This window comes from Paenibacillus taichungensis (assembly GCF_003287275.1).
Classification (GTDB): Bacteria; Bacillota; Bacilli; order Paenibacillales; family Paenibacillaceae; genus Paenibacillus; species Paenibacillus taichungensis_A.
Genome location: NZ_QEVW01000015.1, coordinates 85101 through 101403 on the forward strand (window position 1 = coordinate 85101; position 16303 = coordinate 101403).

General features: G+C 47.9%; 12 protein-coding genes. 2 read left to right on the forward strand and 10 right to left on the reverse strand.

The window, feature by feature from the left end; translation table 11 throughout:
- Positions 1-42 precede the first annotated feature (42 nt).
- The 10 genes from DC345_RS22730 to DC345_RS22775 all read right to left on the reverse strand — a co-directional run bounded on the left by DC345_RS22730 (position 43) and on the right by DC345_RS22775 (position 12532).
- Positions 43-1575: a PucR family transcriptional regulator gene (locus tag DC345_RS22730; RefSeq protein WP_113055066.1), complete on the reverse strand. Its 1533-nt coding sequence runs from the start codon at positions 1573-1575 to the stop codon at positions 43-45.
- A 395-nt stretch (positions 1576-1970) separates the two neighbouring features.
- Entirely contained in the window at positions 1971-2603 is a 633-nt protein-coding gene (locus DC345_RS22735; protein WP_113055067.1) for an aspartate/glutamate racemase family protein, read from the reverse strand.
- Positions 2604-2831: 228 nt separating this feature from the next.
- Complete coding sequence (locus tag DC345_RS22740; RefSeq protein ID WP_113055068.1) at positions 2832-3782, reverse strand: aminopeptidase; 951 nt, start codon at positions 3780-3782, stop codon at positions 2832-2834.
- A gap of 19 nt (positions 3783-3801) precedes the next feature.
- The gene (locus DC345_RS22745) at positions 3802-4473 is read right to left on the reverse strand and encodes an AroM family protein (RefSeq protein WP_113055069.1); all 672 of its coding nucleotides are present in this window, start codon (positions 4471-4473) and stop codon (positions 3802-3804) included.
- Between the two features lie 97 nt (positions 4474-4570).
- Positions 4571-5521 (reverse strand): DUF1177 domain-containing protein, encoded by a 951-nt coding sequence (locus DC345_RS22750; protein ID WP_072734897.1) that lies wholly within the window; start codon positions 5519-5521, stop codon positions 4571-4573.
- A 240-nt stretch (positions 5522-5761) separates the two neighbouring features.
- A complete protein-coding gene (locus DC345_RS22755) occupies positions 5762-7774 on the reverse strand; it encodes an alpha/beta fold hydrolase (protein ID WP_113055070.1) in 2013 nt (670 codons plus the stop codon).
- Positions 7775-7851: 77 nt separating this feature from the next.
- Complete coding sequence (locus tag DC345_RS22760) at positions 7852-8472, reverse strand: TetR/AcrR family transcriptional regulator (protein WP_113055071.1); 621 nt, start codon at positions 8470-8472, stop codon at positions 7852-7854.
- 410 nt (positions 8473-8882) lie between these two features.
- Positions 8883-10181 carry an ABC transporter substrate-binding protein gene (locus DC345_RS22765; RefSeq protein WP_113055072.1) on the reverse strand — a complete coding sequence of 433 codons (1299 nt, stop codon included), beginning with the start codon at positions 10179-10181 and terminating at the stop codon, positions 8883-8885.
- Positions 10182-10813: 632 nt separating this feature from the next.
- Positions 10814-11650 (reverse strand): carbohydrate ABC transporter permease, encoded by an 837-nt coding sequence (locus tag DC345_RS22770; protein WP_053779743.1) that lies wholly within the window; start codon positions 11648-11650, stop codon positions 10814-10816.
- Entirely contained in the window at positions 11651-12532 is an 882-nt protein-coding gene (locus tag DC345_RS22775) for a carbohydrate ABC transporter permease (RefSeq protein WP_063567994.1), read from the reverse strand.
- Positions 12533-12675: 143 nt separating this feature from the next.
- On the opposite strand from DC345_RS22775, the gene DC345_RS22780 reads away from it, so the two are divergent.
- A complete protein-coding gene (locus DC345_RS22780; protein ID WP_113055073.1) occupies positions 12676-14502 on the forward strand; it encodes a cache domain-containing sensor histidine kinase in 1827 nt (608 codons plus the stop codon).
- A gap of 5 nt (positions 14503-14507) precedes the next feature.
- The gene (locus tag DC345_RS22785; protein WP_113055074.1) at positions 14508-16139 is read left to right on the forward strand and encodes a response regulator transcription factor; all 1632 of its coding nucleotides are present in this window, start codon (positions 14508-14510) and stop codon (positions 16137-16139) included.
- The last annotated feature ends 164 nt before the right edge of the window (positions 16140-16303 follow it).

A 16303-nucleotide genomic window follows, 5' to 3' on the forward strand; every position in this document is an offset into this window, starting at 1 on the left:
TTGTTGATTTTGCTGTAGAAGCAAGTATCCGATTGGCAGGACCTACACCTCTTGTTTGTCCTGCTTCATGTAGTAATACACAAGACACAAATGACAGACAAATTGTTCACGAGGATGATTCAGGTCAAAGCCAGTAATATCCCGTATTCGTTCCAATCGGTATTTCACGGAATTCCGGTGAATATAGAGGCGATTTGCTGTCTCGATCAGGCTGCCCCGGCTCTCCAGATAATAAAAGAACGTTCGCAGCAAATCCCCACTATGTTCATCATCATAAGCACGCAATTTCCCCAGCTTCCGCTCAAACAATGCCGCAAAACCTGGTTCATTCGCCGTTTCGCTAAGCAAATGATATACCTCCACATCCTCAAACCGGGTTGTACGCCCACCCGACAAACGGGAAGATACCAGCAGGGCATTTCTGGCCTCACCATAGCTTTGGTGCATATTCCAAAGTGGAACCTGAGTGCCTACGCCTGTCCTGAATTGTCCAAGCTTGTTGGCTGGATCTTCGAGCCATAATCCAATGGTATCAGACCAGGATTGTACATCATCCATCCATGCCGCATCCCGAGACTCCGATGTTGGCAAAAAGAGCACCGCCCGGTTGGTCCGAAACTCAATATGAGGCGCTACCCTCCGTTTTCTGGCTTCCTGACCAAGCAATTCGGTCAAAAGGTCTTCATCCGGAGCAGCCCCCCCTTCCATCACAGCTACTTCCCATAAATGCTCTGGATTCATACCAAGCTTGCGACCTCTCGATTCGGCTTCATGCGGCAACAGCAGAGGCGGTGTCAGCAGTTCGTCAATGAAATTTCCCCGAAGACGCAATTCGGTATCTTCCGCCACCTTGTTTCTCATCAATTCCAGGGATAATACTAATCTGGCTTGCTCAATGCCGACTTGTTCCATTTCATCCAAGGAGTCCTTGTCCACCAACAGTCGGGCAACCTTCCGTCTATCCAGATTTATCTCCCATACAAGTGGGTCCACAGCTTCTTTCCAGTTATAATCCGGCGGTGAAGACACAATCATCTGACCAGCATTGTCGATAACACCCACAGGTGCCTGAAGCAGCTCTGCCACATTGTCCCCCACTGCCTGAATTCCGCTGTTTTCAAGCACCATCGTCATCAGTGTGCGATATACTTCCTCTGATCTGCGGAGCAGTGCGGCCTGCCGATCCAGCACCAACTCCATAACAGGTTGCGTAATATCCATGTAGGGTATCTCCGGAGGAATTTCAATGATGGGCAGGCCACAGTCATTACTGGCTGCAACGGCTTCTTCCGGGATTTCTTTGAGAAAACGCGCAGGCTTGATTGCCAAAGCAGCCGCCCCCGCTTCATTAAGCGTGTAGATCAGTTCTCCGAGCAAACCGGGATTATCACGAATCGAATAGGCTGTCGTCAGCATTAGCATGCCTTCTCGCAACCATCCTTGCAGATCCGGCACCTCCATAATATCCACAAACCTTACAACCCGATCCAATCCTTGGTGCCCACTAATGACTTTGGCCTTGCTGAGTATAGGAATATTCAACAGTTCTTTCAATGTTATACCTGTCGTTTTCAAACCTATCGACCACCCTGAGCCAGATTTGCAAATCATTTTTGCATACTGTATCTAATTTTTTTGGATAGTTTACCAGACTATCTGATCAAAAAAAACGGGAATTTCTGTGATATCCGTATGTTATATTTTAATTTCATAAAATAAAGTAATAATAATTCGTTGTTAGTCGTAGTTAATACCAAAAAAATAAATTTATTACTTTATCGCTTCACATTAGAAAATAAGAAAAGTTATCCTCTCACTCCTTGCAGACCAACGCCATGCTATTCCAAGAACCCCAATAATCTCATCCAACACAAATAACGCCGATGGCAGTAATACACACTGCATCGGCGTCAAAATCAAATTAACCCAAATATAAAATCACCCAATACCTATATCCGGCATTTCATTGGTCAGACCTTCAATGCAGACACAGCTGCCCCTAATGAATAGATCGGATCAAGCGCCCGGATATGCAGTTCTTTTTCCACTTCCATGGCGAAACCCATCGTTGCAAAACCGGTACACGCAAGAACGATAGACTCAGCGCCCTCCGCCTTCAGTCTCCTGGCTGCTTCCATAGCCGCGATTCGCCCCTGTGGTGTGTTGAGATCCAGCGTAGTTACCACACCTTCGGGACGCTCCATTCCAATATAGGCATCACCTAGTATTCCTCGAATCAGATGAGGCACTTCCTCTAGGATGGTCAATACACCTACACGCGCCGCTGATGTGAGTGCAAGATGAGCAGCACATGACCCTGCTCCATAGACTGGGATGTGCACTGCAGCACGCATTTCTGCAAGAGCCGGATCCGCTGCACAACTGATACCAATAGAGGTACAGCCTTCCTGTTCCAGTTTTCGTGCCAGATCCACAATTTTGGGAATCGATTCAAGCTCTGTGGACTGATCATATACCCCCAGCGGTTGATCGGGAATGCAGCGACTCCGAACCTGGATGCCATAACGTCCTTCGATTAATGCCCCGTGTCTGTGGATATCCTCTTCATAATGAAGCGTAATCACTCTGATAAGACCCAACATTGGCATTCCTCCCCAGGCTGTGGATATCTTGTGCATATGTTACCCACAATCTGTTGATAGTTACCCCCAGATATGTGGATATCTCTTTAAATATTGTGAATATGTTGTGTATTTGTCTCTAAAACTACCGCGTAAATTACGCACTGGTCCCCACTGTGGATATGTTGTGCATACGCTATCATTCACTTTTTTTGCTTCACAATGTTATCTCTTGAATGTTCTGCTCTATTATTGATCGAGCAGTTCTCCCTGACGCATAATCAACACATCATCAATGTAAACATCCGGCTTCTGCACAACAGCATCAATGTGAACGCCTGCTGCAACTGTGCCACCAAAGGTATTGTTACTTCCAAAAGCAACATGAATCGTACCGTAGACTTTCTCGTCCTCCAGGACAACACCTGTAATTCGAGCCTTGTCATTGGTGCCAATGCCGAACTCACCAAGAATTCGACCATCACCTTCGCCAAGCATGGATAACAGCTTGTCTCCTTCAGCGCCAGTTGCCATAACAAGGCGGCCCTCTCTAACCGTCAATAGAACAGGTTCACCAATCGCACCTATTCCGGCAATTGAGCCATCCACCAGGATTTCACCTTCTCCAATACCTTCAACGGGAGCGATGTAAGCTTCACCCGAAGGCAAATTACCGGACTCACCCGGATTGAGGTACATACCTGTGCTTGGCACGCCATTACGTCCCTGAATGGAGAACGACAGCTGGTGTCCATCTTTCTCGATACGGACACTTCTCCCTGCACTTAGCATGCCTGTAACCTTATCGGTCAAGGCCTTCACTTTGGGATATTCTGCTGTAATGGCACCGTTCATGAACATATCATCCGTCATGCCCGGCATCGTTGCCACCCGGGTTCCAGCAGCGGCCGCCTGTTTACGAGCTTGCGTATGGGTTAGTGAATAACGAGTTACGCATACCGCGACATCTGCACGCTTCATTGCTTCGGCAATCGGCGCAGGCGGTTCTTCACCGGACTTGCTCCGTTCTTTCATCACCATAAGCACCGCATCTGCTCCCAGTGCCTTGCCTGCCTCATATATGGATTCGGCCAGTTCTCTCTTGGCATCATCCGCTACGACAGCCAGTGTCTCACCACTGCGAAGCCCAAGGCATTCCACCAAAACATTTTTACTGACGTCAATTCGTTGCTGATTCATTTGTTCGTCTCCTCCTGTGTCAGACCATTTCCGCTACTAGTTTACCCATTAGAGCATTCGACAAAATGACCGGGATTCCTGCGCTGGCATTGGCTACCCATTGTCGGTGACGCTCATCATACCCCATGCAATCCAGTAAAATGAGTTCAACACGCCCCTTTAATGATTCCGTCGCCTGCCGGAACTCAGACTCGCCGGAAGTATAAGGAGAAGCAGCGGCAAACGCAGGCTGGACCAGGGAAGAAAACTTCAAATCAAGCTGTCCCGCTTGCTCTGGCAATGGTCCGATAAGCCCCAGACGACGGCCATCGGCCATCGCCTGTACGGCTGGAGGAATAATACGATCAGGCTCAATAAGGTGTACCTTAGCTGAACGCAGACCCGGAAAGGAGCCTGTGCAAAGCAGCAGAATATTGGGGACACCCATGGCTTCGAATTCACGAATCTTTTGATTCAGCATCGGTCTGATTTTTTCACGGGATATGATAGCGGCACTGCCATTCTGCAGACGGGAAGTCAAAACATATTCACCAGGTTCCGGGGCCAGCGCAGCGATCTGAGTTGCCGACAGTCCGTCCAGCACCCCGACCTGAAGGAGTTCCGCCCGCCCTTCAAGATACTTTTCTATGACAGGTGCAACATCGGTTCGCGGAGCTTGTCCAATCGTAATCATGCCAAGCTGTTTGGTCATCTTATTGCCCCCTAACATATCAGATCGGCTGTAGAATCCACGTATGTCCACAGCAGTGTTTCCACCTGCCACTTCAACCGTGACCTTCTCGACTAAACTATGCAGACGGAGCTGCCTGGATCCCTGGGGTCTGGAGCACTTTCATTGATCCATACAGACGAGTAATCAAGTTATATTCTTCCACATTGTAGAAAGAACAGGTGCCATTCGTGAATTCCTTGGCTGTCTCCACCACCAAACGAACTGCGCTTGCAATATCAACCTCATGACTGGCTCCTGTGCCGCATCCCGGAACTGCGGATTGAGCAGTTACAGCTACGCCTACAACAGGTGCATGTGTAGCCACTGCTGGTTGTAAAATGGAATTGATATGGTATAAGTCATTGCCGTATGGCGTAATATCCTGCGTCGTAATCGGGAAAGTCACAGGCAGCTGCCCTGTGGTCATCTCCATAATTCGGAGCAAATCATCACTCACCCGTAAAATGTATCCCTCTTTTACCGTGGGAGAAATGGCGATCCCTTTATGGTTAATCACCCGATTTCCTTTGGTTGTATCGATGGACAAAATAGCTTCCATCTCGGGCAGAACCTCATGTTCGTTCATCTGCAAAATGTCGACCGGAGAGTCCATAAAATCAACTGGTTCATGCGGAAGCGTGGGGGCATCCGGACAGATATGCGTAGTCACAATGACATCACCTTTGAGCGAATCACCCTTGGTCTGCATATCGGCGAGTTTCAGCCCTGCTGCGACAGCAGCGACGGCGCCATCGGCATCCGAAACGAGTCCGATGCGTGTTGGACGGGCACCGATTCCACCCAGTCGTCCGACAATCCCCATGGTCGGGGCCTGCCCTCCTGACAACTTCCCGTTTGTACCAGGGATGATAATTTTAACAAAATCCGTACTTCCTTTTTCCCCTTGTACGGTCAGCACTTCAACCGAAACCTGTGGATATTGAACAAACAATTGCTTTACACTCTCACCATTTACATAAGCGCTGTCCAGCGCGTCCAGTGCCAATAACGTTTTTTGAAGTGGCATCCTACACATCCTCCTCTTAGCTGTTGATCTTGAAATCAAGTCTATCGCAGTTCAGAAGAGGGTCACAATGTACTGCCTTGCCAAAATGAGCATCGTTTTATTGTGCGACAAGTATAAATGGGAGTGAAAATAACGTTTTCATTCAGTTTATCTAACTGTATGTGTAATATAATTTAACATTTTATTATTGAGCGGCCTGAATATTGTGCATTTTTTGGAACGCACACTTCGTTTCTTTGCTTACCGTCTCTTCATTTGCCATTCCACAAGCAGTGAAGCTGCTTCTTCCGCCTGGAACAGGGGAAATTGGTGCCCATAGGGAAGTTCCGCACGTTGAACGGATGAATGGATATTTTCGGGGCGCGAGTATCCCTTATCGTTTGTCCCCCAAACCATGAGTGTGCGCTGCGCATCTGCACTGGTCTGTGGCACTATATCGCTTGAATGGGACTTTATCCAGTGGAGCAAATCAGCATTCGCTCCTGCAATGCGAGGAGACTTCAAACCAGAAGAAGCTCTTCTCGCGTAGCCTTCCAGCAGGGTTGGATTGATCTCCGAAGCTTCTGCCCTTTTTAACTGCCCGGTCACTTGCTGTGGAGTCATCCGAGATAACAGTCCTTGCAGCATTCTTCTCGGGAACCTTGATATCAGGCGCTGCATTCCATCCTTCGGAGCCCCCCATACGGGTTGCAGCATGGCCAGCTGGATATTTTCACGCCCGCTCTCCTGCAGCACCGCCGCGGCTATTGCTGCCCCAACAGAATGTCCTACCAGTTTGACCGGACCTTGTATCTCATCCAGCACACTTCGCACCGCTTCCACCTGCCCTTTGAAGGCCGTCCCTTTTATCTTGTTGCGATGAACCGGAGAACGCCCGAATCCGGCAAGATCCACAAGCCATATCGGGTTTCCCATCATACTCCATAACACATCTCCCAGCGGGATCATATCGTCAGCACTACTCATCAAACCATGAACAATCACCCATGGCTCCCCCTCACCCTCATGGACCAGCACCGCAAGACTGCCCTTACGCGTCCGAGTCCAACCCTGAGGCAAATCCTCCTGTGAGGGGTAGCTGAAACGATAATCCAAATCTGCTGTCACATAAGGTAATAACTCGCTAAATTCAGGCAATTTTTGTCCCATTCGCTGAAACAACCGCTCCGTTTGCTGCACTTCAAACTCCTGTTTGGTAATAAACGCGATTGATTCAGGCGGTATCCCGCTGATCTTTGTGCCACCAGCCTTCATCGCTGCATGAATCATGGGCAGGGGCACTGACCATCGAGGTGCAGATACATCCAACTCAGCCGCCAGTAAACGAATCAGTTCCTTCATATCCGGACTGTCCGCTTTTCTGGACAACAAGGGATATGTGCCGCCAGATGGATTGCTATCCTGAGTCAGAAAAACGAGGGTCTGTGCAACCACATCATTGGATACAAGGGGCAGCCAGTGCTGTTGACCACCAGGAATCACCGGCATTCTACGCCTTCTCATCGCCTGTATCATCATGCCAATTCCGCCCGTTTGTTCAGTTGCCCCTGTAGGATATGGACCCACGATTGTACTCGGATTAACAACAGATAAGACATACGAATGCTGCTCAGCGTGCTGTCGAATATAGCGGTCCGCTTCGAATTTCATATGTTCATACGCACTTTCCGAATGGAACACTTTACTTATCACTGACTTCTTCCCGCTCGACTTATCCCCAGCATCTTCATTAGGTGATGATATGGACGGGGAATTATTCCTCCCGTACGGACTCATAAAACCAACCACGTGGATAAAATGCCTTAATCCGTGTGTGCGCTGGATATCTTCCGCCAGTTCGGCCATACCTCTTGCTCCATTCATAAAAATCTGTTCTGCCACCTTTGGTTGCAATGTAACATCCATCGTCCCACCTGCATGAATTATGATATTGGCCTGAAGAGCACGTTCACGATCAGCTTTGGTTAGACCGAGGCCTGGAGCTGACAGATCGCCCTGAATATACGTTATTCGGCTGAAATCCGTTACTCCGTATGCATTTAGAGCCGTCCTCGCTTTGGATTTAGAACGTACAAGCAATAATAACTGCGCTTCACTGTTCCCAAGTTGTTTTACTGCCTCTTTGCCGATAAACCCGGTACTGCCCGTCATCAAAATAGTGGTTGAATCAGTCGCATTGTTGTTCTTAGCTGTATTGAGGTCAGTCTCACGTTCTGCGTTTAATGATGATGATGATGAATTATGTATACTCATTTCTAATCTCTCTCCCTTTTTATCATTTTTTATTTAGTACTATACAGTACTAGTTTTGGTCAAAAAAAGAGCTTCGTTTACCGAAGCATCTGACAAAATGTACGTGCTGATTGTTCAATAATCCCTATATCACGCGCAGTCTCCGCGAGTACAAGTGAACCTTCCAATGCAGCGATAAATAATGCAGCCGCGGGTCCCGGCTCAATCCCTTTACGAAATTCGCCACGATCCATCCCTTGCTGCAACAGCTTTTCCATCATCGGCTGCAGCTCACGGAAGAAACGGGCTATACTTTCTTTCACTTCGGGTGCGCTGGCTGGTGTCTGCATATACAATGTAATAAACGGACAACTTCCTTTATAATCGCGCCCTTCCATTCCTGCGGACAGTAACGCCATGAACGAATAGATCCGTTCTGTGACTTCTCGTTCACGCTGACTGAGCAGCAGGTAGAGCTCAGATTCATACTGGGCAATCCAGTATTGCACCACCGCCTGGAGCAATTCCTCCTTGTTTTTGAAATGGTAATAGATATTCGATTTGGATACCCCGCTTGCCCGCACGACCTCATCCATACTGACATAGCTATATCCCTGACGCAAAAATAACTGAGCAGCCACTTCGACTGCCTTGGTCCGATTAACCGGATTGGAACTTTTGGATTTTACAGAACCCGAGATCGATTTTTGATTTGTCATAAATAGAACTATACAGTACTAATTAAACAAACACAAGTGATGTTGTTAACAAAAGATGATCTTTGCCCCAATATTTCTCGCACTTGTCCACATTTAGAACATTGTACACACAGGATATCCACATATAGTATTAACTCTGTGTTAAATATGTCATTGGGCCTCTAAATATGTTGGGGTTATCCACATTTCAAGAACATGATGTTCGCATGTTATTCATCCAATCTGTATAACGTAGTCCCAAAACTAAAAAATAGGTCAACCAGAATACAATTCTGGTTGACCTATTTGAGTTGACTACTCATCCAAATCATTTGCGTTGGGCTACATTAGCCTGTGGATATTAGTATGTGGATATCCATTCAAGGATGAGATGACACTATTTTACTTATGCAGATAGCTAATCCGAGTGATTATTTTTTCAGACTATCCCAGTTTTGCTGCAATGCATCAAGCAGAGCTTTTTTATCTGATTTGCCTGCCACATATGCCTGAATCGTGCTACCGAATTCTTGTGGAACACCTTCAGGGAAACGATTGAAGTTCCAGCTTAATGTTTTGTTTTCTTGGCTGTACTTCATGATATCGGTTGCGAGGTCACCCAGATCCTCTTCGGATGCCTGAATGGAACTAAACGCCGGGATAAACTTGAATTCTTTGGTCATATACTGTTTTCCCGTATCGGATGTCACGAGCCATTCCAGAAATTCTTTCGCTTCCGGCTTCACTTGCGAATTCTTGTTCACAACCCAGTAGTTCGGTACACCAACAAACAATTTGTCGTTCGGTTCATTCGTAATTGGCATCGGCAGAATGCCAAGATTCAGATCAGGATCGATGCCATCAATTTGTACTTGCGTCCAGTTCCCTTGCTGCATCATCGCTGCTTCCCCACTGGCAAACAGGGTTACCTGTGTGTTGTAGTCGGTTGTGAGCGGGTTTTTGTTGCTGTATTTCAGCGTCAAGTCGAGCAAGTTCATCCAGTCTGTGAACACCTGATTGCCAGGGATTTTCTCCGTACCTTCGTTAAGACCTTGAATAAATTTCACCGGATCTGCCTGATTCGCAAATGCCACGTTTACGTTATGATTGCCGAGTACCCACCATTCCTGATAACCATTGGAGAACGGGGTAATGCCTGCGGCTTGAAGTTTCTGTGCAGCCTGATCCAACTGTTCCAGTGTCGTTGGAATTTCAGTGATACCTGCTTTTTGGAAGAGGTCTTTGTTATAAATGAAGCCATAGCCTTCCAGTGCCAGCGGCTGTCCATACAGTTTTCCGTCTTTGGTCATCGGCTCTTTGGCAACATCAAGCACATCTTTTACCCATGCTTCACCTGACAGATCTTCCAGATATTCGAGCCATGTATCCAGTTCACGATACCCACCAACGTTGAAAATGTCAGGTTGTTCGCCAGCAGCGAACTTGGCTTTCAATGCAGCGCCGTAGTCACTACCGCCACCAACGGTCTGAATGTCCAATTTGATGCCTGGATGAGAGGACTCATATTCCGCTTTGAGACGGTTAAGCGCTTCCGCAATTTCGACTTTGAATTGAAAGATTTTAATGGTTTTGTCTCCAGCAGCAGCTTCTCCGCCACCTTGGGTGTCAGTGTTGACAGGACTTCCACTCTTATCTCCGTTGCCACAACCCGCAAGCATTACAGAAAAAGCAATCAGCATAAGCAACGTCAACTTGGTCATTCTTTTCATACATACACTCTCCCTATAGTAGTTTCAGTATAACAGCTTCGTTGCATTTTTTATTCAGTCCGCCGGGATGCAGGCGGCGATTGATTTACAACCGTTCCCGCATTGTTGTTTCCCCCTACACCATGCTAAGTACCTGGTTCTTTCCTAGCCCAACGAACCGAGCGCATGCTATTCGCTCCCATTTGCAGTAGGTATGCGATTTAACGAATCATAGCGACGTTATTTTGTCGGTTTTATCGATTTTTAGGTTCTGACACTTGTTTGTACCTAAATAACGTTACTGAGGTTCGTTAAACTTTGCATGCCTCAATTATTCACCTCATAAGATGCGGTGAGTTCGTTAGAACTTTGACCCGAGATTTTATCATTCCTCCTCAGAAGGAGTGCTCAGGCGATGTGTCTCTTCACTGTATCGCCCTGCTCTTCCTGCCCAAAAGTCAGGCCCCATGCTTAGCAGGCATGACTCCCTTGCACACCTCCGTGCGAGGTCGGAGCGGAGGGATCATGATGCGCTGGAGGAGCTTAGCGTTCGCCTTTGATACCCGGTGGCTTCTTTACCTGAATTCTTTCAGGCCACCGAGGAACAACAGCGACCGTAAGTGCACATGATCTCGGAGCTTCCGTTCTCGCACTTACCCTTTAACAGATCCAGCAGTAATCCCCTGAATGATGTATTTCTGCATCAGCAGGAAGAAGATGATAATTGGCATGATGCCAAGCACCAGTGCAGGCAGGGCGAGATCCCATTGTTTCGTATATTGTCCGAAGAGCGCAAAGGTCGCAATCGGAATTGTACGCAAATTGGAGCTTTGCAGAATCAGGGATGGCAGCAGATAGTCATTCCAGATCCAGAGTGTATTCAGAATAATGACGGTAACATACATCGGCTTCATGAGCGGGAACACAATCCGGAAGAACACGCCGTAGGCGGAGCTTCCATCCACCCGAGCTGCTTCTTCAATTTCGAGCGGAACCGATTTGACGAATCCGTGGAACAGGAAGATGGACATCGGTGCGCCAAAACCGAGATAACAGATGATGAGTCCGAAGAGACTGTCGATCAGTCCAAGATTACTGGTTACAGTAACGAGTGGAATCATGATAGACTGAAACGGAATCACCATGGCAGCAATGAACATGCCGAACAAAATCCGGTTGAAGCGCGTATCGCTGCGTACCATTCGGTAGGCGGCCATGGAGCTGATCAACACCAGCAGCAGATTGCTGACTACAGTGACGATGAGCGAGTTCATCAGCGCTGACGGGAATTTAATTTTCTCCCAAGCGTTTGCATAGTTGCCCCATTGGAACACCTCCGGCCATGCGGCCGAATTGGTAAGCAGGTCACCGAATGTTTTGACCGAATTGACAAACAGGAAGTAAAACGGAACCAGGAACAATAATCCAATGAGTACCATAACAATCTCGGTTACAATGGTACTGAAGCGGTAATTTTTTGACGTTTCCATCTATGCCTCCACCTCCTTGCTCTTCGTCACACGCACCTGGATCATGGTGATAATGGCAACGATTACGAAGAATACAAGTGCTTTGGCTGTACCGATACCGTACCGATTATTTACAAAAGCTTCATTGTAAATATTCAGCGCTACCGATTCTGTTGATCCAAACGGTCCGCCTTTGGTCAGCGACAGATTGAGATCGAACATTTTGAAGGACCAGGAGATGGCAAGGAACAGACAGATTGTGACTCCCGGCATAATGAGCGGGAAAATAATGCTGCGCAGTACCTGCCAACGGCTGGCACCATCAATTTCGGCAGCTTCCAGCAGATCCGGTGATACGTTGGTCAATGATGAGATGTAGATAACCATCAGATATCCTGCGGTCTGCCAGACAAATACAATGACGATACCCCAGAAGGCGGTCGGCTCGTCTCCCAACCATGGGAGGTTGAAGAAGGACCATCCGGTTACGTCGCCTACTGCTGAAAACCCTTTCACAAATATGAACTGCCAGATAAAGCCGAGCAACAATCCACCGATCACGTTAGGCATAAAAAAGATCGTGCGCAGAAAGTTTCTCGTCTTGAGCGGCTTGGTCAGGAAATACGCCAGGAAAAAACCGATAACATTGGTCAAAATTACACCAACCACGGTGAAGCGCACCGTAAACCAAAACGCAGATAGAAACTTGGGATCATTCGCAAAAATTTGCTTGAAATTGTCGAATCCTACCCAATGAATGTTCGCCGACACCCCGTTCCAGTCGGTAAAGGAATATACCATGCCAAGCAGGAAAGGTACCACGATAATGAGAATAAAAAAGACGATGGAGGGACCCACGAACACAAGCTGCTGTAACAGCTGTGAAGATTTGCGATGCTTCATATCGTTCTCCCCTTCTATAGATGGATGAAATTGGTCTCTTGTTCTATTAAACCCCATTCTCACACAGGGAAACACCGACCCTAGTGAACAGTTGGGTGTAAAATATTGTCCTTTCTTAACCTGCAACCAGAAGGGGTGTCACGATGTCAAAATACTACAGCATTCGCACCAAGCTAATCGCTTTTATGCTCATTGCCACGACGATCCCGCTACTGGCATCCATCAGCATGACGTTTATCCAGACCAAAACTGCCCTGCGCGAACAGGCCGTCGCCGAGAACAAACGCCTGATTTTCCAGGCGTCCACCAATCTTAACAATTACGTGGATAACGTGGCACGAGCTTCGCTTGCTGTGTACACTGATCCGAATTTTCTGCGAAATTTGGCAAAAATCCCCGGCGATTATCGCGCAGTTGCCGAGGTATACACCACTCTGCAGACGATACGTTCGGCTGTGCCTGATGTATTTCAGCTGTATCTGCACTCCTTTGCTGCCAATCAATCGACATTAATTGCGAATCCTTTCCCGAAGCGGGAAGAACGCAAACAGGCCTACTCCGACTCGCTTCATGGAAAATCTAACGATAAAAGCCCGGATATCTGGGTCGAATCGGCGCACCTTAGTCATTCTTACGGCTTCAAGGCAGCGTCAGCGGATGATCCTCCAAGAACAGTAATTACCCTTCACCGTGTGATCAAGGATGTGCCTTCGACCGAACGGTTGGGTGTGCTCGCCATCGATTTGAACATGGATACCATTGCCGAAATTTGCAGCAGACTGTATGATCCGACAAAGGAACAGATCTATGTCATCGACAATCAGAACCAGATCATTTTTGAAGGAAAGTCGGAAGTCAGTGGAACGGATGCATTACGGCAAGAAGCAGCAACTGAGCTGAATTCGGCACGTTCCAGTGCAGGGATAGTACAGACCGCTTCAGGTCATTTTGAACAGGATCATTCCATGTATGTGTACCAGCAGTTAGGCAGCCAATTTGCAGACTGGACCATTGTTAAACAGATTCCGAATGAAACACTGTACGCGAGCGCCACCACCTTAACGTGGAATAATGCCATGATCGCTATTGCTGCACTGTTGTTAGTCATTGTAGCAACCCTGTTCATCTCGATCCGGATCACCGGACCGCTCAAGCAATTAATGCGTTATATGAACCAGATTCAGGCAGGACGCCTGCATGTGGATATCCGTTTAACGAGTCGGGACGAGATCGGTGTGCTGGCCCGTCATTTCCGGGATATGATGGATACGGTGAACAACTTGATTTTGCGGGAATATCGCCTTGAGATTGCGAATAAAACAAACCAGCTCAAAGCGCTGCAAGCCCAGATTCATCCCCATTTTCTGTATAATACGTTGCAATCCATCGGTACACTGGCGCTTCAACAGCAAGGACAACGGGTTTATGTGCTGCTCTCTTCCCTATCCAAAATGCTGCGCTACAGCATGCGTGACCAGACCCGGGTCACTTTGAACGAAGAAGCCGAGCATGCACGGCTCTACCTGGAACTGCAAAAAGAGCGGTTCGGTGACCGCCTGGAGGTTGAACTGGATTTTGCCGAAAATACCCTGCGCGCCGAAATGCCGAGGATGACCTTGCAGCCTTTAATCGAGAATTACTTCAAGCATGGAGCAGATGTTCAGCCTGGCAAAGGCAGGATACGAATTTCCAGTCAGCGAACGCCTGACGATTGGATTCAGATTCAACTGGAAAATAACGGACCGTGCATTCCGGAAGACAAGTTGTCCGAAATTCAGCGTTGGTTGCGTCCGGCATCTCTATCTTCCGGGTCCTCACAGGAACCTGACGAGACCGAGTCAATTGGACTGCGTAATGTGATGCGCAGACTCCAACTGAACTCACCTCCGGGATACAATGCTACGCTTACGATTGGCAATCTGGAACCGAATGGCGTGCAGATCATAGTCAAAATATACGCGGGAGAGTGAACAACATGAAAGCCTTGATTGTCGATGATGAAAAACACGTCCGCGATGCGATTAAGCTGCTTGGTCAATGGGAAGCCGCAGGAATTGATACCTTGTATGAAGCGGCAGATGGTCATGAAGCGGTCGCTGCCATTACGGCTCATCAACCACAAATTGTACTCAGCGATATGCGAATGCCTGGCAAGGATGGTATGGCTCTGCTTGAATGGATATCTGTTCATGCCCCTCACAGCAAGGTACTGGTCATCAGCGGATATGATGATTTTGAACTGGTCAGACATGCGATTCGATATGGAGGTACGGACTACCTGCTCAAACCAGTTGAAGCCGACGAACTGAATTCATCCTTATTTAGAGCAGTCGACGCCTGGAAAGAAGACGATGCTGTTCGTGTGCAGTCCACAAGACAATCCATGGTGGTCAACCAGATGCGTCCGCATTATCATGACAGACTGCTCACAGAGCTTGTCGTGGGACGCGGAAGCAACAATACCCAATTTCAACGGCTACGGGATGAATTAAATCTGCCCAAGCAAATCGATAGTTGCAGTGTGGCCGTCACCAGCCTTTCCCATCTCGATGCCCAATGCTTGGCAAAATATCGCAGCCAGCCTGATTTGCTCGTATTCTCTGTGCTAAATATTTGTGCGGAGATGTTATCCCCACCTGCCGAAGGTGTCGTATTCCGCCAGCTTGATCAACCGGATGAAGTCGTTCTCCTATATTGGGGTCAGTGCTCGACACTTCAAACCATTCTCGAAAAAGTAAACGATGGTTTGGAGCAGACCATCCAACGCCGTCTTCATTTCGGTATCTCCAGCTGTGAGTTTTATCCTACCGGAACCTCGGGAGCCTATCAGGAAGCCAGTTTGCGGTTGTGGCGACGCAATGCCCTGCAAACGAAGCAGTGCATTCACGATGCAATGGAGTCCTCCAACGGAAACAAGGGACTTCGGTTATCTACCTTTGAGGAGTCCTTACGACTGGCATCTATGAGTGGGCGCGCTTCCAGTGTATCCAATGCGGTTGCAGAATGGATTGATCCCATTACCCGGCTCGATGTCGTAACAGCCGAGCAGATACAGCAATGGGTGGATGAAATGGAATGGATGATTGGCCGTTGGCTCGATGATGCTGCAGGCGCCCCACCGAAGGAGGAAGATGAAGCGATAGATGAACAATCCATTCCATTCGCCGAGTTACCTTTGGACCGTGACGGACTGTTATCGCTGCCCTTGCTCCGCTCCCTGCTGGAGCAGCGGTTGCTCGCAGCCGGAAAGGCCCTTACTGCACATCATCATGCCACACCGGACCCGATGAGTGAGATCGCACGTTATATGGATGCTCATTATCAGGAGGATCTGTCTCTGCAACAGATTGCTGCTCGGTTCTACCTGAGTCGCGAATATATATCACGCAAATTCAAACAGCAGTTCGGATTGAACTGGTCGGAGTATTTGGGTAAGCTTCGGATCAATAACGCCAAGCTGCTGTTACAGAACCCTTCACTACGAATTGCAAAGATCTCGGAGATGGTCGGCTATCAGGATGAGAAGTATTTCAGTAAAGTATTCAAAAAAATGGAGGGCATCACACCTGGGGAATATCGCAAAACGTTATCTGACGGAAATGCTTGATTAATCTGAGCCGTCGGTACTGTAGAAGTTCGTCTAATAGAACGTGCTTGATTCGTTAAACGATAAAAGGGGCGTCCCGTCATGTTCATGATTCCGGGAACAGCCCCTTTCCTGTTACTTATTATATGAATGTAATCTAGGGGCTGTCCGCAATTTCAACAAAA